Consider the following 17479-nt stretch of genomic DNA (forward strand, 5'->3'; position numbering starts at 1 on the left):
ATGGATATCGGCACCTTTCATAGTATTTGGACAGTGGTCATATTTGTGAGCTTCATTGGGATTGTGGTGTGGGCTTATAGCAAACGTCAAAAGAAAAGCTTTGACGAAGCTGCCAATCTGATCTTCGCCGATGAAGAGCAGGAAAAGTCCAATCATAAGACAGGAGATAACCGCTAATGAGTACGTTTTGGAGTATCTTCGTAACAGTCATCGTACTCGGCACAATTGCTGGCTGTGCTGCCCTTATCATTTGGACAACCAAGGATAAAATGGGCGTTGCTGAAGGCGATGACATGGGCCACGAATATGATGGTATCCGTGAGCTAAATAATCCACTCCCCAAGTGGTGGTCTTATATGTTTTGGGCCACATTGGTGTTTGGTTTGGGTTACCTTATCCTGTATCCAGGGCTGGGTAACTTTGCTGGCGTTTTAGGCTGGAAAAGCTCTTACCAAAACATCAGTAGTGTCGAGGAGTCGCGTGAGTTAATGGCGAAAGCACAAGAAGCTCAGCATATTAACCAATACGCGATGGAGCTTGAAGCCGCGGACAAAGTCTTCGGTGAAGCGTTCCGTCAGTTGGCTTATCAAGAAGATGGCAAATCACTACGTCCAATCACACAAATTGCGCGCAATGAAGAAGCCTTGAAGGTAGGTCAGCGCTTGTTTAGCCAAAACTGTGCGGCTTGTCATGGGTCTGATGCACGCGGTCAAGCAGGTTTCCCTAACCTGACTGACGATGCATGGCTATATGGCGGTGAACCAGAAACGATCAAAGCCACGTTGCTTCACGGTCGAAAAGGCAATATGCCGGCTTGGCTAGACACCATGGGTGAAGATGGTGTGAAAGAAGTGGCGGCTTATGCGCTTAGCTTGTCTGGTCGAAAAGTTGACCCACAAATGGCAGCAAAAGGTAAAACCCGTTTTGTGGTATGTGCCGCTTGTCATGGTACGGACGGTAAAGGTAACCCTGCCTTTGGCGCCCCAGACTTGACCGACAATACTTGGCTATATGGTGGCTCACGTCGTGCGGTAGAACAAACCATTCGAAGTGGTCGTCAAGGTGTGATGCCAGCATGGGAAGCTCACCTTGGTGAAGAGAAAATTCAGATACTCTCCGCTTATGTGTGGCGTTTGAGTAATCCTGAAGTAGAATAGGCACTTACGTGTAAAAAAACAGCCCCTGCTTGCAGGGGCTTCTTAAATGCTCATACCCGAGGAGCTCCTGATGATAACACCCTGGTACAAGCAGTTCTGGCCTTGGTTCCTTATCGCTCTTCCCGCTTCTGTTGTAGTCGCGAGCCTCATTACAGTGACTCTTTTTTCAATGAACTCAGTGTCACTCGTTGCTGAGGATTACTACAAAAAAGGAAAAGGGATTAACGTTGATTTGTCGAAGCTTAGAGTGGCTGCGCAGTTAGGTGTTTCTGCTCATCTATCGTCGACGAATGAAGCCATCTCTATTGGGTTAGATAAAGGGAAACTTGATTCTTTTCCTGCGATCAACGTCCACCTTCAGCATCGAACCTTAGAACGTAAAGATGTGAATGTGATGGTCAACCCCAATCAAGCTGGCGTTTATCATATCGACCTTGCAGAGCCTATGTCCGGTCCTTGGTTTATCGAAGTATCATCATTTGATAAACAATGGAAAGTTCACGGTCGTATTAATTTTCCTTTATCCAATACCCTGACGTTAAGCGGTAAGCAATAACCATGACCTCACCCTGTTATCACTGTGGTGATCCTGTTTTAACAGGAGACGCCTACCAAGTAGTGATCTTCGACAAACCTCGCCTCATGTGTTGCCCTGGCTGCCAAGCTGTGGCAACCACCATCGTAGATAGTGGATTAAGTTCTTATTATCAATACCGAACGGAAAAAGCAGATAAAGCGGACTTAGTTCCCGACGAGCTCAAATCACTGACCTTGTATGACAATCAAGATGTACAACAAGAATTTGTTCGTGATGTGGCAGATCAAAAAGAAGTTACATTGTCTCTTGATGGTGTCTCATGCGCGGCATGTGCTTGGCTGATTGAGAAACAGTTACAACGGACTCAAGGTGTCACCCATATTCAGGTGAATACAACCACTAATCGAGCTCAAGTCCGCTGGGACCAAAGTGTGACCTCACTGAGTACAGTGTTGACGCGAATACATCAGCTTGGGTACAAAGCGGCTCCGTTTGAAGCGGACAAGCAAGAGCAACAATATCACCGGAACATGAAGCAGTATCTATATCGCTTGGGAATCGCTGGTCTCGCCACCATGCAGGTCATGATGTTAGCGGTTGCGATGTATTTTGAAGTTTTTGGTGATATGGATGAAACCTTTCGCAACTATTTTCGCTGGATAAGCTTAATTTTTGCGACGCCCGTACTGCTATATTCCGCATTGCCGTTTTACACCAATGCTTGGCGAAACCTAAAAGCAAGAACGCTGGGGATGGATGTCCCTGTATCAATTGCGCTACTTTTTGCGTACTTTTCCAGTTTATATGCCACGATAACGGGCAAAGGCGAGGTCTTTTTTGAGTCTGTCGCTATGTTTACCTTTTTTTTGCTGTTAGGGCGCTTTTTAGAAATGCGCGCAAGACGTACAGCGGCAGCAGCCAGCGCCAACTTATTAAAGTTAGTACCCAAAATGGCACGCCACCTGGATGGTGAAGCGGTGCCTGCCAACAGCTTAAAAGTCGATGAACAAATCCGGGTGTTACCTGGCGAGCCCTTCCCTGCCGACGGGCAGATACTATCAGGCAAGACGTCCGTCGACGAAGCGATGTTAACAGGAGAGTCTCTCCCGCAAACAAAACAAACCGGTGATACCGTTTATGCCGGCACCATGAATGTCGAAGGTAATGTTGACATCACGGTGACCTGTAACCACAAAGAATCTCTCGTTGCGCATATCGTTCGGCTGCAAGATGAAGCCCAAATGGCTAAGCCGAAAGTGGCCGTATTGGCCGATCATATCGCTCGATACTTTGTTGCTGCTATCTTAATCATTTCGGCGTCAACTTGGCTTTATTGGCACTTTGTGCAACCTGATGATGCATTTTGGATCATGCTGTCGGTACTGGTTGCGACGTGCCCTTGCGCCCTGTCCTTGGCTACTCCTACAGCGCTTACCTGCTCAACGTCCACATTTGGACAACTCGGCATTATGCTGCGTCGAGGGCATGTGTTAGAAACCTTGACCAAAGTGAATCGGTTAGTGGTAGATAAAACGGGGACGCTGACAAAAGGCGAAATACAAATTCGTGCGGTTCGTGTGGATGATGAAGCTTTTACAGAGCAAGACGCTTATAACATTGCCGCAAGCCTAGAGGCATTTGCTAACCACCCAATAGCCAAAGCGTTCCAAGAGCTATCCACCCTGCGTTTTGATGTTTATGATGCCGATAATCATATCGGCCAAGGCGTAAGTGGCATCATTAATGGCCAGAGTTGGCGAATAGGAAAGGCAAATTTTGCACTGACGTTAGATCAACCCGAGGATTACGAACGTTACCCTGTCGTTCTAAGTCGTGAAGGCAGTCCCATCGCAGCCTTTTCGTTAGTTGACCCAATCAGATCAAGTAGTGCGAGATTAGTCTCATCGTTTAAAGATGCAGGCATTCAGACCACAATGTTGACCGGAGATCAGTCATGGAATGTCGAGCAGGTTGCAGAAGCGTTAGGCATTGACTCTGTGATATCGGGGGTATCTCCTGAAGGAAAATTGGCGTACCTTCAAAGCCTTGATGACAGTACCATTACGCTCATGGTGGGTGATGGTGTAAATGATGCTCCAGTCTTAGCCGGGGCTCATCTGTCGGTTGCAATGGGCGGTGGTACAGATATCGCGAAATCATCTGCGGATATGGTGCTACTCAGCGATGATTTAGAAAAGCTGTTAACCGCAAGACGACTTGCCCAGCAGACTCGCCGCATTATTCGAGAAAATTTAATCTGGGCGCTGGGTTATAACGTGGTCATATTACCATTAGCGGTGTTGGGCTTTGTTGCACCCTACGTGGCAGTGGTAGGTATGTCGGCCAGCTCCATTATCGTGGTGTCTAACTCGCTACGCTTGCTCAATAAAAAATAAGGATAACGCTATGGCTAGTTTATATATCCTGATCCCAATTGCCATCATCCTGGTTTGTATCGCTGCTTTCGTATTTATCTGGGCAGTCAAGTCAGATCAGTTTGAAGATCTTGAGCGTCAAGGATCCTCTATCCTTTTCGATGAAGAAGAGCCAGAAAAAGAAACCTCTTCCCTTCCCGATCAAACAGCGAGCTCTGAATCTTCCCAGCATGGCCAACGTTGATTTTATAGGTGCCTTTGTCATAGGTTTGCTCGGTGCGGGCCATTGCCTCGGCATGTGTGGTGGCGTAGCGGCTGCTATGTCTTTAGGTATTCCCGCTGGACGAGCAAAGTGGCCTTACATTATTTTGTACAACTTGGGGCGTATTACCTCATATACAATTGCAGGCACAGTCATAGGTGGAACAGTTGCTTCTTTGCTCGCGTTTTCTGACTTAACCCATCATCTGGCTATATTACGGCTCATCGCTGCGATGATGATGCTATTGCTCGCCGCTTACATGGCTCGAGTCTGGAATGGCCTGAGTTACATAGAAAAAGTGGGTAGCAAGTTATGGCGTTATATCTCCCCGCTATCTTCAAAGCTAATGCCATTACGGTCAGCAGTCTACGCTTATCCGTTCGGTTTAGTTTGGGGCTGGTTACCGTGTGGCCTCGTCTATTCTGCACTCAGTTGGGCGGCTGTCGCAGGTAGCGCCTCTGGCGGTGGGCTTGTTATGCTCGGTTTTGGTTTGGGAACATTGCCGGCAATGTTGACCGTAGGTGTTCTTGCTGAACGAATAAAACCGATACTTGATAACCAATTACTGCGCTTGATATGTGCCACAGCGTTGGCCATTTATGGCCTCTACACCGCACAAGGCGCGCTGAAACTCCTTATATAAGGTCGACCTAGCACATAATAATGGTGTAATATGTTAATTGACGTTTTCAATTTTAGGCAGGTGTATGGTGTCGAATAAGATCATCACTCGGCGGGTTCAGTCTGGTGGCTGTGCGATCCATTGTCAGGACTGCAGTATTAGCCAGTTGTGTATTCCCTTCACGTTGAATGAGCAAGAGTTGGATCAACTGGATAGCATCATTGAGCGCAAAAAACCTATTCAGAAAGGCCAAGAGCTATTCAAAGCCGGTGATACTCTTCGAGCGCTTTATGCGATACGTTCAGGAACGGTAAAAACTTATACCATTACTGAACAAGGCGATGAGCAAATAACGGCGTTCCACCTCGCGGGCGACCTCGTTGGTTTTGATGCCATTAATGACAATGAGCACCCTAGCTTTGCTCAAGCATTAGAAACTTCAATGATTTGCGAAATCCCTTACGATACATTAGATGATTTGTCCGGCAAAATGCCTAAGCTACGTCAACAAATCATGCGACTTATGAGTAATGAGATAAAAGGCGATCAAGACATGATTTTACTTTTATCGAAGAAAACAGCGGAAGAGCGCTTAGCGGCTTTCTTATATAACCTCTCAAAGCGTTTTGCTCAACGTGGTTTTTCCCCACGCGAATTCCGACTTACGATGACGCGTGGTGATATTGGTAATTACCTTGGCTTAACGGTTGAAACCATTAGTCGCCTCCTAGGGCGGTTCCAAAAATCAGAAATTTTGGCTGTCAAAGGTAAGTATATTACGGTGTTAAACTTAGAAGAATTGGCGCGTTTGGCTGACGAGGAATGCTTGACATAGTAACACCCTGGTAAATATTTTGTTAACAAATGGCGCTTAAATGCGCCATTTCTCTTTTTTTCGATGCTACTTATAATTTCTTTCGCGCTACCTAGGTAAGTACGTTAAAGTGAAATTAACCGATGCATCTGTGTAAAGGAGGCAGATATGTCCAGGTACAATAACCTTCTCGTCGTCATTGATCCTTCCCAAGAACAACAACCTGCGTTATCGCGTGCGGTCACACTTAGTCAGCGGAGTGACTCACCGGTTAAGCTAACCCTCTTCCTCGCGATTTACGATTTTTCCTATGAAATGACATCCATGCTTTCGTCTGATGAACGGCAAGCGATGCGCCAAGGTGTCATGCACCAGCGTGAAGAATGGATGAATGACATTATTCAATCGCACCACGCCCAAGAGTGTGAGATAGAAAAAGTCGTTGTTTGGCATAACCGTCCTTATGAGGCTATTGTCGAGCGTGTACTTAGCCATCAGCATGATCTTGTGGTTAAAGCCACGCATACACACGACACCCTTGGCTCAGTGATTTTCACGCCAACAGACTGGCATTTGCTACGAAAATGTCCAAGTTCAGTGTTACTGGTGAAAGAGCACGGTTGGCCCGATAAAGGAAAGATCGTTGCGTCAGTTCACGTTGCGTCAGAAACTGAGACCCATGCGGAGCTCAATGATAAGTTAGTTGATGAAGGTGATGTAATGTGTGCGATGCTGGGTGCTGAGCTGCATCTGGCCAATGCTTACCCTGCGACCCCTGTCAATATAACGATTGAGTTGCCAGACTTCGACCCCACATCCTATACGGATGCGGTACGCGGTCATCATCTCACCGCGATGAAAGCCTTACGCCAGCGCCATCATATTGAAGAGAGTCGTACCCACGTGCAAGAAGGCTTACCAGAAGATGTCATCCCAAATATCGCTCGAAATTTGGATGCAGAGCTGGTGATTCTTGGTACCACTGGACGTACGGGGTTGTCTGCCGTCTTTATCGGTAATACGGCTGAGCATATGATTGATCAACTCGATTGCGACCTCCTTGCAATTAAGCCAGACGGATACATTAGCCCTCTTGATCCGCGAGCGAATGACTAGGTCACCTTTAAAAGCCACACGGCAGGCAGTGATACTGACTGCCTGTTCGTGACTGGCATTTATAGCCAAAATCCGTATCATACCCGCCATTCATGCACACTGGCAGCATAACGCGTTTAGGCTGCCCGATAACGCGATCGGTAATTATGAGCACGCAAGAGCTGAGCAAAGCACAAAAATACGGGTTTAATAAACTGCAAAAGCGCATTCGCCGAAATACAGGCCAGGCCATTGCTGACTTTAATATGATTGAAGATGGCGACCGAATCATGGTTTGTCTTTCCGGCGGAAAAGACAGCTACACCTTGCTTGATATGTTGCAAAGTCTGCGAAAGAGCGCCCCTATTTCGTTCGAATTAATCGCGGTTAATTTAGACCAAAAGCAACCGGGTTTTCCTGAACATATTCTCCCAGAGTATCTAAATACCTTGGGCGTAGAGTATAAAATTGTCGAAGAAGACACCTACTCAATCGTGAAAGAAAAAGTGCCAGAAGGGAAAACAACCTGCTCATTGTGCTCTCGCCTTCGTCGTGGGATCTTATACCGTACTGCGAAAGAGCTTGGTGCAACAAAAATAGCGCTTGGCCACCATCGTGATGACATTCTAGAAACCTTGTTCTTGAATATGTTTTACGGTGGAAAAATGAAAGGGATGCCACCTAAACTCGTATCTGATAACCGTGAGCACGTTGTGATTCGGCCATTGGCATATTGCCGTGAAAAAGATATCGAACGGTATTCAGAGCAGAAGGCATTCCCTATCATCCCTTGTAACCTGTGCGGCTCTCAGCCTAACTTGCAGCGTCAGGTGATCAAAGACATGTTACGGGACTGGGATAAACGACATCCAGGACGTATTGAGACCATGTTCCGTGCCATGCAAAACGTGGTTCCCTCACACCTTGCAGATACCGAGCTATTCGACTTTAAATCTGTCGCCGCGGGTATGGCTTATGAAGGTGATGGTGATACCGCATTTGATAAAGAAAATTTTTCTGATCCAGCATCCAATTCAGAGTCCGTTGTAGAGGTGGACCCTGATCTATCACTCGATATCGTCAATATCAATGTATAACGTTGCGACGTTAATCTTCTAATAAAAAAAGCGCTCACTGTTTTAGTGAGCGCTTTTTGCTTTTATTCCGCTAAATATGGCTCGATAGCCTCGGAGATCAAGCGCCTAAAACTAACCGTTCTTGGGGAGCCAAGGCGATACCTTTATTGGTGTCGCAGGGAGGCTTAGTTTGGCACCCTGCCCCAGGACACTAGCATCAATGATGGCTTGATGGTTTTTTATGGTATAGTCCTGACCTGCACTGTTGATTATTTTTCCTGCAACAGAGGGAGCAAAATGGATCACCACGCCCTGCGTTTTGGGCATAAACCAAGAGGCAAACATCCCACCTAGGTTTTCCATCATAGCATCCATTTGTGGCAGCCAATCACGGACTTGTTGACTCGTTAAGATATTTCCGACTGGCTTATCTACGAGGACTTGGAATGAAATATCACAATTTAGCTCTGACGGCGTTTCAACAAATACATCTGGATTCACTTGACGCAATTGGTTATCTAGCGGCAACGGCAACGCCTGTGAGGCCGGTATCGTAAACTCCTCGTAATGTTCTTTTTTACGCATCCATGCGCGCGATATGGGACATACTTGGCCAGAGTCAGCCGATATCATAAAGTATGCTACACCTATATCGGGGTGGCCCTCCTCCGTATTATGCTTAAGTTGAGTAAAGAGCTTACTATAACTAAAACGGTACGTATCAGCGCTGGCGGGGGCACTGGTCATCGCCAACAATGCCAGCACACTCATTATTTTTTTCATGAACACTCCACTAACGGGCTTAACGCCATTAGGCATCAAACGTATCCTGATCGGATGATGGTGACGACGTTTCTGAAGCAGAAGTGGTATTACTCTCTTCTTTTTGTGACACGGTCACTTCAACACCGACACCGAACATTTCTCGGTAAATCACACCTTTAACGTTAAAAAGGAAGGGTAACGCCCAAACCAGTGCAAAGCCAGCCGTGGCAAAAGAAATGAGAAACAGCACACCTACTACCGCATAAATGGTGGCCATCTGAAATAACTTTTTATTCACCGCCCGGAAAGAGACGGTAAGTGCTTTCATTGGCATCACTCGCTTTTCACAAATCAATAACGGCGCCATTGAAAATGCCATTGCGACATAAAGGCTAAGCAGTGGAAAAATCATACTTGCGACACTTTGAAGCGTGGCCGATAAGCAAATTACAACAGTGACAGGTAACGCGAACGCTAATCCTTTTAACAAATGTCGCGGTTTGGAGCGAAAGCCTATTGCGTGACTAAGCCCCATCAAGCTGGCTCCTGCATATAAAGGAGCTATCAATACTTCGGAGGTAAAGTTAGCTAACCAAATGGATGAAATCATATCGGTGGTGAGCTCTCGCTGACCTACTAATGCCTCAAACAAATGCGAAGGGGCGCCCAGCAACAAGGTAAGCATTAGCATTAAAATACCAATTTGAGTCGCGAATAATCCCAGTGTTGCAGGTAAGAAAGACCAAAAATGTTTAAAGGTCTGGGAGAAAGCCTCTTTGATGATCTCGAAAGGATCAAGGCGGTAACGGCCATTTAGTGCGGTTTCTATCGACCCACCAATATGTAAAGCATTATCGTATTCTTGTTGACTCATAATCGTTATCTATCATGGCTGATGCATACAGTATATCTGACTGTCACCCATAGCCAAAAATCATTCTGGCGAATCAGGGAAAATAACCCTAATTTGTCTGCTTGAGCGCTTTAAAGCATACGCATTGTCATAAGCGTATGCTAATAGGTTAAATGAAGCGAAAACTGCTTTAACTTAGACTGTCACGCGTCTATCATGCGCCGTCTGTTTTATGGGTACCTATGTACAAGACAACTTGCCAGGTAGAGAGAGAAAGAACCATTGAATCACGCAAATGTATCTCACAAACCGGTTGTCGAACTCGTGTCATTAACGAAAAGCTTCGACGGCAAAGAAATCATCTCACGCTTCGACTTGACGGTGAATGATGGTGAGTTCCTCACCATTCTCGGTCCGTCCGGTTGTGGTAAAACGACAGTCTTACGCTTGATTGCAGGGTTAGAAGATGTCGACAGCGGCCAAGTAATCATTGATGGTAAGGATGTCACTGACTTTCCTGCTGAACAACGTAACGTCAATACAGTGTTTCAAAGCTACGCCCTGTTCCCGCACATGACTGTCTATGAAAACGTGGCATTCGGTCTGCGTATGCAAGGCGTTAACCGTCATGATATCGACCCCCGCGTGATGGAAGCACTACGTATGGTGCAACTGGATCACTATGCCTCACGCAAACCACATCAGTTATCGGGCGGTCAGCAACAGCGTATTGCTATTGCACGTGCCGTGGTGAATAAGCCAAGTGTCTTGCTGCTTGATGAGTCGCTCTCTGCTCTCGATTATAAACTGCGTAAACAAATGCAAATGGAGCTAAAACAGCTTCAGCGTAAGCTCGGTATTACTTTTATATTCGTCACCCACGATCAAGAAGAAGCCTTGTCGATGTCTGACCGTATTCTGGTCATGCGTGAAGGCGAAATCGAACAAGATGGCTCACCACGAGAAATCTATGAAGAGCCTAAGAATTTGTTCGTGGCCCGCTTTATTGGTGAAATCAATGTTTTTGATGCCACCGTGATTAAACGCATTGATGAAAAACGCATTTGGGCCAACATTGAATCTCGTGAGTGTGAAGTCTTTTGTAAGCTGGACGTTACGTGCGGCGATCAGATCAAGGTCCTATTGCGTCCTGAAGATATTCGTCTCGAAGAAATTAGCGATGATGCGGAGCCTAACGGCATTGTTGGCTACGTGCGCGAGCGTAATTATAAAGGCATGACCTTGGATTCAGTGCTTGAACTCCCTTCAGGACAAACCGTCATGGTGAGTGAGTTCTTCAATGAAGATGACCCGGATGTGGATCATTCCCTTAATCAAAAAGTGGCCCTCACCTGGGTAGAAAGTTGGGAGGTGGTATTGGCCGATGAAAAAGCTTAATCTCCAAACTGCCATCATCGGCCTCGTCGTTGGCTGGTTGTTGGTCTTTGTTTTTCTGCCCAACCTCATGATCATCGTGACGAGCTTCTTAACCCGCGATGACGCCAACCTTATCGAGATGACGTTCACGCTGAGTAATTACGCGAAGCTTCTCGATCCGCTCTATGCCAAAGTAGTGTGGCATTCATTCTATATGGCGGCGCTGGCAACGCTGATCTGCTTACTCATTGGTTATCCGTTCGCCTTTATTATTGCCAAAATGCCCAAAAACATGCGTCCACTGATGCTCTTTTTAGTGATTGTGCCCTTTTGGACAAATTCATTAATCCGAACGTATGGGTTAAAAATTTTCCTTGGCACGCGAGGACTGTTGAATGAAAGCATGATGTGGCTCGGGATCATTGAACGCCCAGTCCGTATTATGTATACCGAATATGCCGTCATGATTGGCCTCGTGTACATATTGCTACCGTTCATGATCCTCCCCTTATATTCGAGTATCGAAAAACTGGACAACAGTTATTTGGAAGCCGCACGCGATCTCGGCGCGAACAAGTTGCAGTGTTTTTTACGTGTCATCCTACCGCTGACGACGCCAGGGATCATTGCCGGTTGTTTATTGGTCATCCTCCCTGCCCTGGGCATGTTCTATGTATCGGACTTGTTAGGAGGGGCGAAAAACTTACTGATCGGGAATGTCATTAAAAGCCAAATCCTCAATGTGCGTGATTGGCCATTTGGTTCAGCGGCCAGTATTTCACTCACTGTACTGATGGGCTTACTGCTTTTTGCTTACTGGCGAGTCGGTAAATGGATGAACCGTAAGGAGACGCTATCGTGAATCGTTTTTTCAAAGGCAGCTTCCTCTCTTTGGTTTATGCGTTTTTATACATCCCAATTCTGATTTTGATTGTGAATTCATTCAATAAAAGCAAATTTGGGATGAGTTGGAAAGGCTTTTCCTGGGAGTGGTACGGGCAACTGGTTAACAACCATAGCCTGATGCAAGCGGCTGGCAACTCGCTCACCATCGCCATTTTTTCTGCCAGTGCGGCCGCCATCATTGGCAGTTTAACGGCGGTGGCTCTATTCCGTTACCGCTTTAGAGGTAAGCAGTTTGTCAATGGTATGCTGTTTGTAGTGATGATGTCGCCTGATATCGTAATGGCAATATCATTACTGGCGTTGTTCATTTTAATGGGCGCGCAGCTCGGGTTTCTGACGTTGCTGCTCTCCCATATCACCTTCTGTTTACCGTTTGTCGTGGTTACGGTATACAGCCGCTTAAATGGGTTTGATGTCAAAATGCTAGAAGCCGCAAGGGATTTAGGCGCGAGTGAATGGGTTATTTTAACCAAGATTATACTCCCGCTCGCTGCTCCCGCTGTCGGCGCAGGTTGGCTGCTTAGTTTTACCTTGTCCCTCGATGATGTGATTGTAAGCTCTTTTGTCACTGGCCCAAGCTATGAAATTTTACCCCTTAAAATATATTCTATGGTGAAAGTCGGCGTTTCACCCGAAGTGAACGCCCTCGCCACGATCATGTTGCTGGTATCGCTGGCTCTGGTCATGTGCTCACAATGGCTCACCAAAGATCGACTAAAATAAACCATTCCTAGGGCGGCTGACAGGTCAGCAGCCCTTCTGTTGTTTGTGTTACCTAGGAGCTCACCATGGTCAAATGGTCCTCACTCTTTGCGCTCACCCTGTTCGGCGCATCACTGTCCTCTCACGCCGCATCAGCCGGTAACGATATCCTCTATTTTTATAATTGGTCGGAATACATACCTCACTCGGTGATAGAAGAATTTACCGATGAAACGGGGATCGAGGTGATGTACTCAACGTACGAATCTAACGAAACCATGTATGCTAAGCTCAAAACATACCCTGAAGGGTATGATCTTGTGGTGCCGTCAACGTATTACGTCGCCAAAATGCGGCAACAAGGGATGCTGCAAAAAATAGATAAAACCCAATTACATCATTTTGATGGGCTCGATCCAGCAAACCTAAATAAGCCTTTTGACCCCAGCAATCAATACTCTGTCCCCTATATCTGGGGCGCTACCGGTATTGGTGTAAATACGGATTTTATGGATGCGGAGGATGTATCAAGCTGGTCGGATCTATGGGATCCCAAGTGGCAAGGCCAACTTCTGATGATGGATGATGCCAGAGAGGTCTTTCATGTCGCACTGCGTAAACTTGGTTACTCTGCCAACACCACGGATCCAGACGAAATAAAGGCCGCGTATGAATCACTTAAGACACTGATGCCGAATGTGTTGTTATTTAACTCTGATTTTCCTGCCAATCCATTCTTAGCCGGGGAAGTAACCATGGGAATGCTCTGGAATGGTTCTGCGTACATGGCACGTCAAGAAGGTGCCGCCATTGAGATGGTTTGGCCAGAAGAAGGGGCGATTTTTTGGATGGATAGTCTAGCGATTCCTGCTAATGCTAAAAACGTCGACGCCGCCCATAAAATGATCGACTTTCTCCTACGTCCGGAAAATGCAGCCAAGCTAGCCTTACAGATAGGCTATCCAACGCCTGTAAAAGCGGCTTATCCCTTGTTGCCTCCCGCATTTAAAAATAATCCGCAAATTTACCCACCTCAATCTGTCATGGAGGCAGGTGAATGGCAAAACGATGTTGGTCGTGCTAACCGCCTCTACGAAGAGTACTTTCAACGACTAAAGGCGGGAAGTTGATCCATACTTTGCTTTAGGCTTTACTCTCAGGAGCCCAACAGGCTCCTGAGCTACGTCTCAAGGGCGAGTATTTCATCCACCAGCTCGGGTACCAAGGTACTGGCTTTGCCGTAGCGCCTTTCATTAAATTCACTTTCTACCGCACTGGGCTCTAGGTTTATCTCAATGGTATGCGCACCATGCATTGCCGCCTCGTGGACAAACCCAGCGGCAGGATAAACCGCGCCGGATGTGCCTACCGATACAAATAGATCGGCCTGATTTAATGCATCATGAATATTCCCCATCCCTAATGGCATTTCACCAAACCAAACAACATGTGGGCGAAGAGGCGCAGGCATCTGGCAGCAATGGCAATGGTCTGAATCGGAAATATCTCCTTTCCAGTCAATGGTTTGCTGAGAGTGGCTACAGCGTGCCTTTAATAACTCCCCATGCATGTGAATAATATTTTGGGTCCCCGCACGTTCATGGAGATCATCAATATTTTGTGTGACCACCAGCACCGTTGCACCCGTTTCTTTTTCAAGACGAGCAAGCGCCTCGTGAGCAGGATTTGGGCTGACACCAGATTGCAATTGGCGACGACGATCATTGTAAAATTGTTGTACTAACACGGGATTCCGCTCAAATCCTTCCGGCGTTGCCACATCTTCAAGATGATGCTCTTCCCATAGCCCATCTTGATCGCGAAAGGTCCGAATACCTGACTCCGCTGAAATCCCTGCGCCGGTCAAGACTACAATATATCGATAAGGGAATATCATACGCCTGTCCTTGATTGTTACTTTACTTACTGTATTTATAACACCCTCGCCTTTACCATTGAAGTACTATGGGTTTAGACCTTAGTCGTTGACATCAATCACAAATAGATGATGTAACGACTGGCTGGACCAATGGTAGGCACCGCTTACGTTACAATAGCCTCTTACTTCTCGTATCTGTTAGTCACTATGAAACTAGAAAACTATTACACCGAGCAGGATGGAAAACTGATATTTACTCGCCAAGGCGCGAGTGATTTTGCCAAGCATGTAGCAGGCGACTTTAACCCGATTCATGACACCGATGCGTCGCGTTTCTGTGTCCCCGGGGATCTTCTGCTCTCTATCTTATTGGCGAAAACCGGGATAAGCGAGCAAATTGAGATCCAGTTTAACGGCATGATTAGTGCCAACACCCCCTTATCTATCGTTGAAACAGGCGAAGAAGTCACTGTGGTGGACGATAATCAAAAACTATATCTCACCATGACCCGCAGAGGTACTGTACGACGAGATCACGTACTGGCGACCGAAATTGCAGAACATTATGTGCAGTTTTCTGGTAAGAACTTCCCTCATATCATGGTACCCCTAATGCGTGAGCAACAAATGATGATCAACACCGATCGTCCTTTAGTGATGTATGAGAAAATGAGCCTCGCATTTGATGATTTATCCATAAACTCCGCCGATGTTGCCCTCTCTGACTCTGCCATGCATGTCAGTGGCAAACGCGGCAAAGTAGAACTTGCCTTTGATTTCATCGTCGACGGAAAACGTGTAGGTCATGGTTGCAAAACCATGGTGGCGAGTAGTCTACGTCCCTATTGTGAGGACGCTATCCAGGATCTTGTCGACCGATTTAATGCCAGAAAGCAAGCCTATTGCCTAACCTAAACAACCTAATGATTTTCTTCACTATAACCGTTGGCTCTGATCTATAGTTAATTCAGAGCCAGCAGTGAAGGACGTTGTTATGGAATCCAATAGCTTAGTAGAGCATATCGACCGGTTGCCCAAAATCCCCAAAGTCGTGCAAGAATTGATTGAGTTGGTCAATAGCCAAGGCGTTGAACTTCATCAAATCGCAGACAAAATAGCATACGACCAGGTCATCTCTGCCCGCGTGTTGCGACTTTCAAATTCTGCTTATTTTGGGCGAGCACGTAGCGTCGGATCCATCCATGAAGCCGTGGTTCGCCTCGGCTTAGGTCCTGTACGAACGGTGGTCGTATCCAGTGCACTTATGAGTGCTTTTGAGATCGATGCAGAGGTTGATATCGATGCTTTTTGGCAACATACCTTTGAAGTAGCGACCTTGAGTAAGGCCCTTGCCTGTTCATTAAGAATGGATGGTAATGAAGCGTTCACTGCCGGTATGTTACATAATCTGGGCGAGTTATTAATGATGGCCACCGCTGCTGAAAAATTGGACCGTATTAGCCAACACATTGAATCCGGCAAGCCAAAACAAGAAGCTCAAAAGCTCATACTTGGTGTTACTAGTGCAGAGTTAGGTGGAGAGCTCGCGCAGTCTTGGGATTTTCCTGAACGCTTATCTGATGCTATCCGGTATCAATTTTCCCCCGTCCATGACGAGCAATTTTCTTCGCTCGCCGGCATTCTTCGTTTAGCGGGCAAAATTGATGCGGCTTGGGGCGATCTCGAGACAACGGATGCGAAACGTGAATGGCTCGATCAGCAACTTGAATATAATATTCTCGGGCTCCCTAACAGCGTCGTCGCGAGCGTCGATGAAATCATTGGATCTGGGCGTGAAATGGCCCGTATGCTTAAGTAAAAAATAACGTTAAAAACAATGCTGAATGGCTAAATATTTTTGGCGAATATGCTCAATGAGTAGGCGAACTTTCTTCGGCGGCTGGCGAGTAAACGGGTAGACGGCATAAATCCCCAACCTTTTACCTACTTGATCTGGAAACAAATCAATCAGGTCGCCTTTTATCAGATCATGATACACCAAGCAGCGCGGAACATATGCAATGCCATGCCCCGTTAACGCCCCTTGACGCAACGCAATCGGGTTATCCGTTGAAAGGTTTCCCGCTACTTTAATGACTTGATTTTTCTGCTCTCCTTTAAACTCCCAATCACTCGCTCCGGTGGTTTGGTAGGCATACTGTAGGCAATTGTGCTGTTTAAGCTCAATAGGTTGCTGTGGCCGCCCGTGACGAGCAATATAACTCGGGGCTGCGCAGACAACCCATTGAGAGTCGAGAATATGGCGAGCAATTAAACTAGAGTCTTCTAGATACCCGGTGCGAATAACTAAGTCGAAGCTTTCGTCAATCAAATCCACAAAGCGATTGTTTAAAGACATCTCAATGTTCAGTCCAGGATACTGACCACAAAACTCGGCCACAGCCTCTGCCAACAATAGCTCTCCCGATATTGTCGGTACTGAAATCTTTATTTTCCCTGTGATGGACTCTCCAAGCCCGGCCACGGCATCAAAGGCCTCATCAGCGGCTTGCTTCACAGTTTTTGCACCTTGGTACAAGGTCCGTCCCGCATCGGTCAGCGTCAGTTTACGCGTGGTTCGGTATAAAAGCTGAATACCTAAGCCTTCCTCAAGCTTTTTTATCCGCTTGCTAACTACGGAGTTTGTCAGGGAATTTATTTCTGCCACCTTGCTAAATGAACCACATTCGGCCACTTGAGCAAAAAGGATAAGATCATCTGTTTTAAGCATATATCGTGGTTGCTGCCATTTTACTGGTAGGTTTAAACTGGCCCGCTAAAAAGGCGATGCTCGTCGCCTTTATCATGACAGTCTTGATCGCACTATTCCAGTGGCAAATGAGCGCCGCTCGTGTCTCTGCCTCCATCGCACAAGGCTTGATCATTACTGCCGCCGTACTTTGGATCGTGTTTGGTACCATCCTTTTGCTTAACACGTTAAAGCACACAGGCGCGATCACTGTGATTTGAAATGGCTTTACCACCATCTCCGATGACAGACGTATTCAGGCAATCATTATTGCCTGGTGCCACGGCGGTTATTGGCTTGGTGTTAATC

Annotated in this window: 19 protein-coding genes and 1 pseudogene; 16 read left to right on the forward strand and 4 right to left on the reverse strand. The window is 46.6% G+C overall.

Annotated features, from left to right (window positions below; genetic code table 11):
• From BUQ98_RS04490 to ttcA, 9 genes are all read left to right on the forward strand, one after another.
• The gene (locus BUQ98_RS04490) at positions 1-177 is read left to right on the forward strand and encodes a CcoQ/FixQ family Cbb3-type cytochrome c oxidase assembly chaperone (protein ID WP_074212687.1); all 177 of its coding nucleotides are present in this window, start codon (positions 1-3) and stop codon (positions 175-177) included.
• Complete coding sequence (gene ccoP, locus BUQ98_RS04495; RefSeq protein ID WP_074212688.1) at positions 177-1157, forward strand: cytochrome-c oxidase, cbb3-type subunit III; 981 nt, start codon at positions 177-179, stop codon at positions 1155-1157. The genes BUQ98_RS04490 and ccoP overlap by 1 nt, the downstream gene beginning before the upstream one ends.
• A gap of 70 nt (positions 1158-1227) precedes the next feature.
• Entirely contained in the window at positions 1228-1713 is a 486-nt protein-coding gene (locus BUQ98_RS04500; protein ID WP_074212689.1) for a FixH family protein, read from the forward strand.
• Between the two features lie 2 nt (positions 1714-1715).
• Positions 1716-4091: a heavy metal translocating P-type ATPase gene (locus BUQ98_RS04505; RefSeq protein ID WP_074212690.1), complete on the forward strand. Its 2376-nt coding sequence runs from the start codon at positions 1716-1718 to the stop codon at positions 4089-4091.
• A 10-nt stretch (positions 4092-4101) separates the two neighbouring features.
• The gene (ccoS, locus tag BUQ98_RS04510; protein WP_074212691.1) at positions 4102-4314 is read left to right on the forward strand and encodes a cbb3-type cytochrome oxidase assembly protein CcoS; all 213 of its coding nucleotides are present in this window, start codon (positions 4102-4104) and stop codon (positions 4312-4314) included.
• Positions 4301-4975 carry a sulfite exporter TauE/SafE family protein gene (locus BUQ98_RS04515; protein ID WP_074212692.1) on the forward strand — a complete coding sequence of 225 codons (675 nt, stop codon included), beginning with the start codon at positions 4301-4303 and terminating at the stop codon, positions 4973-4975. The genes ccoS and BUQ98_RS04515 overlap by 14 nt, the downstream gene beginning before the upstream one ends.
• 64 nt (positions 4976-5039) lie before the next feature.
• A complete protein-coding gene (locus tag BUQ98_RS04520) occupies positions 5040-5789 on the forward strand; it encodes an FNR family transcription factor (RefSeq protein WP_074212693.1) in 750 nt (249 codons plus the stop codon).
• 147 nt (positions 5790-5936) lie between these two features.
• A complete protein-coding gene (gene uspE, locus BUQ98_RS04525; RefSeq protein ID WP_074212694.1) occupies positions 5937-6884 on the forward strand; it encodes a universal stress protein UspE in 948 nt (315 codons plus the stop codon).
• 146 nt (positions 6885-7030) lie between these two features.
• A complete protein-coding gene (ttcA, locus tag BUQ98_RS04530; protein WP_074212695.1) occupies positions 7031-7960 on the forward strand; it encodes a tRNA 2-thiocytidine(32) synthetase TtcA in 930 nt (309 codons plus the stop codon).
• Positions 7961-8071: 111 nt separating this feature from the next.
• On the opposite strand, the gene BUQ98_RS04535 is transcribed toward ttcA, so the two are convergent.
• Both BUQ98_RS04535 and BUQ98_RS04540 read right to left on the reverse strand, forming a co-directional pair.
• Positions 8072-8722 carry a DUF2987 domain-containing protein gene (locus BUQ98_RS04535; RefSeq protein WP_074213580.1) on the reverse strand — a complete coding sequence of 217 codons (651 nt, stop codon included), beginning with the start codon at positions 8720-8722 and terminating at the stop codon, positions 8072-8074.
• Between the two features lie 28 nt (positions 8723-8750).
• Entirely contained in the window at positions 8751-9578 is an 828-nt protein-coding gene (locus tag BUQ98_RS04540) for a DUF2189 domain-containing protein (RefSeq protein ID WP_074212696.1), read from the reverse strand.
• Positions 9579-9839: 261 nt separating this feature from the next.
• On the opposite strand from BUQ98_RS04540, the gene potA reads away from it, so the two are divergent.
• From potA to BUQ98_RS04560, 4 genes are all read left to right on the forward strand, one after another.
• Positions 9840-10955: a spermidine/putrescine ABC transporter ATP-binding protein PotA gene (gene potA, locus BUQ98_RS04545; protein WP_074212697.1), complete on the forward strand. Its 1116-nt coding sequence runs from the start codon at positions 9840-9842 to the stop codon at positions 10953-10955.
• Positions 10942-11796 carry a spermidine/putrescine ABC transporter permease PotB gene (potB, locus tag BUQ98_RS04550; protein WP_074212698.1) on the forward strand — a complete coding sequence of 285 codons (855 nt, stop codon included), beginning with the start codon at positions 10942-10944 and terminating at the stop codon, positions 11794-11796. Before potA ends, potB begins: the two co-directional genes overlap by 14 nt.
• Entirely contained in the window at positions 11793-12563 is a 771-nt protein-coding gene (gene potC / locus BUQ98_RS04555; RefSeq protein WP_074212699.1) for a spermidine/putrescine ABC transporter permease PotC, read from the forward strand. The genes potB and potC overlap by 4 nt, the downstream gene beginning before the upstream one ends.
• Before the next feature lie 65 nt (positions 12564-12628).
• Positions 12629-13672 (forward strand): extracellular solute-binding protein, encoded by a 1044-nt coding sequence (locus BUQ98_RS04560; RefSeq protein WP_074212700.1) that lies wholly within the window; start codon positions 12629-12631, stop codon positions 13670-13672.
• 50 nt (positions 13673-13722) lie between these two features.
• Here the strand turns inward: BUQ98_RS04560 and cobB are convergent, their stop codons facing one another.
• A complete protein-coding gene (cobB, locus tag BUQ98_RS04565; protein WP_074212701.1) occupies positions 13723-14439 on the reverse strand; it encodes a Sir2 family NAD+-dependent deacetylase in 717 nt (238 codons plus the stop codon).
• A 189-nt stretch (positions 14440-14628) separates the two neighbouring features.
• On the opposite strand from cobB, the gene BUQ98_RS04570 reads away from it, so the two are divergent.
• Complete coding sequence (locus tag BUQ98_RS04570; protein WP_074212702.1) at positions 14629-15336, forward strand: DUF3581 family protein; 708 nt, start codon at positions 14629-14631, stop codon at positions 15334-15336.
• A gap of 79 nt (positions 15337-15415) precedes the next feature.
• Positions 15416-16240: an HDOD domain-containing protein gene (locus BUQ98_RS04575; RefSeq protein WP_074212703.1), complete on the forward strand. Its 825-nt coding sequence runs from the start codon at positions 15416-15418 to the stop codon at positions 16238-16240.
• Between the two features lie 9 nt (positions 16241-16249).
• Here BUQ98_RS04575 and BUQ98_RS04580 read toward each other — a convergent pair whose 3' ends face one another.
• Positions 16250-17152 (reverse strand): LysR family transcriptional regulator, encoded by a 903-nt coding sequence (locus tag BUQ98_RS04580; protein ID WP_074212704.1) that lies wholly within the window; start codon positions 17150-17152, stop codon positions 16250-16252.
• Between the two features lie 2 nt (positions 17153-17154).
• Between BUQ98_RS04580 and BUQ98_RS04585 the strand changes: the two are divergent.
• Positions 17155-17478 (forward strand): annotated as a pseudogene (locus BUQ98_RS04585) (L-lactate permease); the annotation flags it as partial.
• Between the last annotated feature and the right edge of the window lies 1 nt (position 17479).

This window comes from Salinivibrio sp. ES.052 (assembly GCF_900141775.1).
Taxonomy (GTDB): domain Bacteria; phylum Pseudomonadota; class Gammaproteobacteria; order Enterobacterales; family Vibrionaceae; genus Salinivibrio.